Source organism: Streptomyces sp. NPDC058964 (genome assembly GCF_042741275.1).
Taxonomy (GTDB): domain Bacteria; phylum Actinomycetota; class Actinomycetes; order Streptomycetales; family Streptomycetaceae; genus Streptomyces.
The window spans coordinates 866-5,447 of sequence record NZ_JBHYKH010000580.1; the positions used below are offsets into that span (position 1 = coordinate 866).

At 70.4% G+C, this 4,582-nt stretch carries 5 protein-coding genes; 1 reads left to right on the plus strand and 4 read right to left on the minus strand.

Going from position 1 to position 4,582, the window contains the following annotated elements:
* Window positions 1–168: HTH domain-containing protein (locus ACFW2E_RS40690; protein WP_384475308.1), on the minus strand; the 168-nt coding region annotated here is incomplete at its 3' end.
* Between the two features lie 94 nt (window positions 169–262).
* Complete coding sequence (locus ACFW2E_RS40695; protein WP_384475295.1) at window positions 263–1,159, minus strand: thioesterase family protein; 897 nt, start codon at window positions 1,157–1,159, stop codon at window positions 263–265.
* A 155-nt stretch (window positions 1,160–1,314) separates the two neighbouring features.
* On the opposite strand from ACFW2E_RS40695, the gene ACFW2E_RS40700 reads away from it, so the two are divergent.
* Window positions 1,315–2,544 carry an alpha/beta hydrolase gene (locus ACFW2E_RS40700; RefSeq protein ID WP_384475297.1) on the plus strand — a complete coding sequence of 410 codons (1,230 nt, stop codon included), beginning with the start codon at window positions 1,315–1,317 and terminating at the stop codon, window positions 2,542–2,544.
* Here ACFW2E_RS40700 and ACFW2E_RS40705 read toward each other — a convergent pair.
* Both ACFW2E_RS40705 and ACFW2E_RS40710 read right to left on the minus strand, forming a co-directional pair.
* Entirely contained in the window at window positions 2,453–3,109 is a 657-nt protein-coding gene (locus ACFW2E_RS40705; protein ID WP_384475300.1) for a trimeric intracellular cation channel family protein, read from the minus strand. The genes ACFW2E_RS40700 and ACFW2E_RS40705 overlap by 92 nt on opposite strands.
* A 46-nt stretch (window positions 3,110–3,155) precedes the next feature.
* Window positions 3,156–4,547, minus strand: a complete 1,392-nt coding sequence (locus ACFW2E_RS40710) for a M1 family metallopeptidase (protein ID WP_384475303.1) — start codon at window positions 4,545–4,547, stop codon at window positions 3,156–3,158.
* Window positions 4,548–4,582 lie beyond the last annotated feature (35 nt).

Here is a 4,582-nt window from a genome sequence, read left to right on the forward strand (position 1 = left end):
GCGCCGCCCCGCGACCGACACCCCGTCACCCCCGTCGGCCGACAGGGCCCCCCCGTCACGGTAGATGGTGCGCACCGACACCTCGAGCCGGCCGGCGAGTTCACGCGCCGGGACGCGGCCCCGGGTCTGCAGGAGCAGCAGGATCGACAGCAGGCGGTCCGACTTCACCGGCCCAGAATCCCGCCCCCGTGGGCCGGGCGCAAATGTCGACGGAATCTGTCAGGTTATCCGCCACGGGCCCGGCCCGGGGGGCGGGAGCCGCTCAGCCGAGCCTGACCCGGGCCAGCTGCCGGGACTGGGCGACCAGGCGGTCCTCGCTGTCCCAGACCTCGGCGTCCTCCTCCAGGAAGCCACCGGCCAGATTGCGGGTGGTGATGGAGACGCGCAGCGGGCCCGGGGCCGGACGACGACGTACGTGGACGGTGAGTTCGACCGTGGGGACCCAGCCCTTGAGGCCGATCTCGAAGGCGGTGGGCGGCAGGGCGTCCACCGCGAGGAGCAGCGAGAGCGGGTCGGCGTCGCGTCCGTCCGCGAGACCGAACCAGGCGCGCATCTCCCCCTTGCCGGAGGGCGCGCCCAGGGCCCAGCCCAGGGTGGCCGGGTCGAGCTTGAGCATGAGGCGGTCGGCGATGGCGGAGCTGCCCTCGACCGGGGCGGGACCGTCCTCGGGGCCGAAGCACTGGTCCATGGGCGGGAAGGCGGGCGGCACCGCCGTCGTACGGACGTCGTCGGGGAGGCTGTCGAGGTCGCCGTAGGAGGCGAGAACGCGGATGCGCTCGACCTCCTCGCCCTGCTCGTCGTACTGGAAGAGGGAGGCCTGGCCGGTGGAGAGACCGCGGCCGGTGCGCACGGTCTCGGTGCGCACCACCGCGGGGCCCGGCTGGGACGCCGTCAGGTAGTGCGCGGAGATGGTGAAGGGGTCGGGGTGCGGGAGAGTGTCCGCGAGGGCCCTGCCCAGGACGGCCAGCAGATAGCCGCCGTTGACGGCGTTGATGATCGTCCAGCCGGCGGAGAGGTCGATGTCGTGGACGCCGGGCTCGCGCCGGGTGACCGCGGTGTCGCGGTCGAACTCACTGTCGCCGATCACGGCCCGCGATGGGGGTCCCCCCGCTCGATCGAAGCCGGGAGTGGGGGAGGGTGCGGTAGCTGCTTCTGGCATGAGTGAACGGTACAAGAAGAAATTACTAAGCGGTAGCTTTGGATTTGCGAACGGATGACATGATGATCCGCCTGCCGAGTGAGGTTCCGGCAATTTCTCGGTAAGTGTCCGGACACGTCCACAACCCCGGGCCCTCCATTCCCCTCTATGGGGACATGAGCCTCACCGGGACTCCGTTCCTCTACACGACCGTCGTGCTGTCCGTCGTCGCCCTCATACTGCCGCTCGCCCTGTGGTCGAGGACAGGCGGGCCCAAGGTCCTGCGCGTCGCGGCCCGGGTGCTGATGCTGCTGTTCGCCCAGGGTACGGCGGTCACCCTGGTCTTCGTCCTGGTCAACAACCAGAACAACCTCTACGACAACTGGGCCGACCTGCTGGGCACCGGCAACCACGTCCAGCAGGCCGCGAACCTCGGCCGGGACGGCACCGGCGGCATAGCGCTGAAGACGCTGCCCAAGGTGAAGCAGCAGTTCAAGGCGGCCGACGGACCGGGCATGCGCACGGCCGGCGGGGTGCGCGTGACCCAGCTCAAGGGGCGGGTGTCGGGCGTGAACGCCGAGGTCTACGTCTGGCTGCCGCCGCAGTACGGCGAGCCGGCCTACCGGCACAAGAAGTTCCCGGTGGTGGAGGTGCTGCCCGGTTACCCCGGCTCGGCCAAGGCCTGGTTCGGGGCGCTGAGGGCGCACGAGCAGCTGCTGCCGCTGATGCGGAGCGGCCAGGTGGCCCCGTTCATCCTGGTGGCACCGCGCACCAATCTGCTGGCGGGCGTGGACACCGGCTGCGCGAACACTCCGGGCGAGGTGAACGCCGACAGCTGGCTCAGCCTCGACGTGCCGAAGATGGTCATGGACAACTTCCGCGCCGACCCCGCCCCGGCGGGCTGGGCGGTCGCCGGGTACTCGGCGGGCGCGCACTGCGCGGTCAAGCTGGCGGTCGCCCACCCCGACCGCTACCGGGCGGCGGTCGGCATGTCCGGCTACAACGACCCGATCGGCGAGCGCAACTCGCTGGCCGCCCAGAGCCCGCGGGCGCGCGCCGAGAACAATCCTTACCTGATCCTCAAGAAGGCCGCCGTCCCGCCCCGGATCGCCCTCTACATCTCCGGCGAGTCCGGCGACGGCTACCAGGCGGGCGTGGCCCTCGAATCGGCTGCCAAGGCGCCGACGAGCGTGCATGTGGTGTTCCTGCCGCGCAGCGCCGGGGGCCACACCATGGCGCTGTGGCGGCCTCAGGTGACGACGGTCTTCCGCTGGCTGACCCTGCAGATGGGCCAGAGCCACGCCAGGCCGGGGACTACTCCTCGGTCACCGTCGAGCGACGGTTCCACGCCCGCGGAGCTCGCCAGTGGAACCGCATCGCGAGCAGGCGCAGGACGAAGGCCGTGACGACCGCGAGGCCCGTGGTGAAGGGGGTGAGCGCGTCGTAGTGGATGCACAGCACCACCATGGTGGCGCCCACGATCGCCGGGACCGCGTAGAGGTCGCGGTCCCAGCGCAGCAGCGACGGCACCTCGTTGGCGAGCACGTCCCTGAGCACACCGCCGCCGACCGCGGTGGCCAGGCCCAGGGTGGCGGACGCGGTGAGGTTGAGTCCGTAGTCGTACGCCTTCGTCGTGCCGGCGACACAGAACAGACCGAGGCCGGCCGCGTCGAAGACGTTGACCGCGGCCTGGATGCGCTCCACGTGCGGGTGCAGGAAGAAGACGAGGAGCGCGGCGAGCAGCGGGGTCAGGAAGTACCCCGTGTCCGTGAACGCGGCCGGGGGCACCGCCCCGATGACCAGGTCGCGGAACAGCCCTCCGCCCAGCGCGGTGACCTCGGCGAGGACGGCGATGCCGAACACGTCGAAGTTCTTGCGGACGGCCAGCAGCGCGCCGGAGATCGCGAACACGAAGATGCCGACGAGATCGAGCGTGTGCTGGACGGAGGGGCTGAAGAGTTGCTGGAGCACCCTTGCAATCTTACCCAAAAAAGGGTGCACACCTTGCAATGCTCGGTCAGATGGCCGGTTTCCCTGTCGTGAGCAGCCACGTCCGGAACAGATCGTCCAGCTGCCGCCCACTGATCCGCTCCGCGAGCCGGATGAAGTCGGCGGTGTCCGCGTTGCCGTAGCGGTGCAGCCTGGTCCAGGCCGGCAGCAGCCGGAAGAAGGCCGTGTCACCGATCCGCTCGCGCAGGGCCTGGAGCGCCATCGCCCCGCGCTGGTAGACGGCGGAGGCGAACATGGTGTCGCGCTGCGGGTCACCGACCGTGATCTGCCAGAAGGCGGAGTCGGCCGGGCGGCTGTCGTAGGCGGCGCGGAAGGAGTCGTGCGCCGTGCGGGTGCCCTGGTGCTCCGCCCACAGCCACTGGGCGTAGGTGGCGAAGCCCTCGTTGAGCCAGATGTCCTTCCAGTGCGCCACGCTGACCGAGTCGCCGAACCACTGGTGGGCCAGCTCGTGCACGATCGTCGTCTCGTTGCGCACGGCCGAGTAGGCGGGCTTGGACTGCACCTCCAGCGAGAAGCCCGCCTCGGGCATGTCGTCGACGATCGCGCCGGTCTCCTCGAACGGGTACGGCCCGAAGACCTGGGACCAGTAGTCGGTGGCGGCCGCGGTGACGGCGTACACGTCGACGGCGTTGCCGCCCGCGAGGGTCGGGTCGATGGCGACGTATATCGGGATGCCGCCGGGGGTCCGCCCCGTCCGCACGTCGAACTTCCCGATCGTGGCGGTGGCGAGGTACGTCGCCATGGGCCTGCCCTCCCGCCAGTGGCTGTACGTCGAGCCGCCCTTGTCGTACGTCGAGACGAGCCGGCCGTTGGAGACGCCGGTCAGGCCCTCGGGCGCCTTGATCCGGATGTCGTACGTGGCCTTGTCGGAGGGGTGGTCGCTGGACGGGAACCAGGTGGAGGCGGCGTTGGGCTCGCAGGCGACGAAGACTCCGTCGCCGGTCTTCATCCAGCCGTAGTCGGAGCCGAAGACGATGGGACCGTTGAGGGGCTGGGGAACGCCGCCGTAGGTGACGGTGACCGTGAAGACACGACCCCTGGACAGGGTGGCGCGCGGAGTGACGACCAGCTCGTCGCCGTCGCGTGTGAACGAGGCCCGTCTGCCGTTCACTTCGACCCCGGTGACCTCCAGCTTCTGCAGGTCGAGGTCGAAGGAGGACAGGTTCTGGGTGGCGCGGGCAATGAGGGTCGTACGGCCGTCGAGGCGGCCGGAGTCCGGGCTGTACGCGATGTCGAGGGCGTAGTGACGGGCGTCGAAGCCGCCGTTGCCGAGCTGCGGGAAGTACGGGTCACCGATGCCGGCGGCGCCGGGGGTGGGGGCGGAGGAGGCCGCGATGACCATGAAGGAGGCCGCCGCGGTGACGGCGGCCCCCAGGCGTGCCGAACGGGAGAGTGCCATGAGTCGTCCCTTTCGAGCGTGTGCCGGTCAGAAGA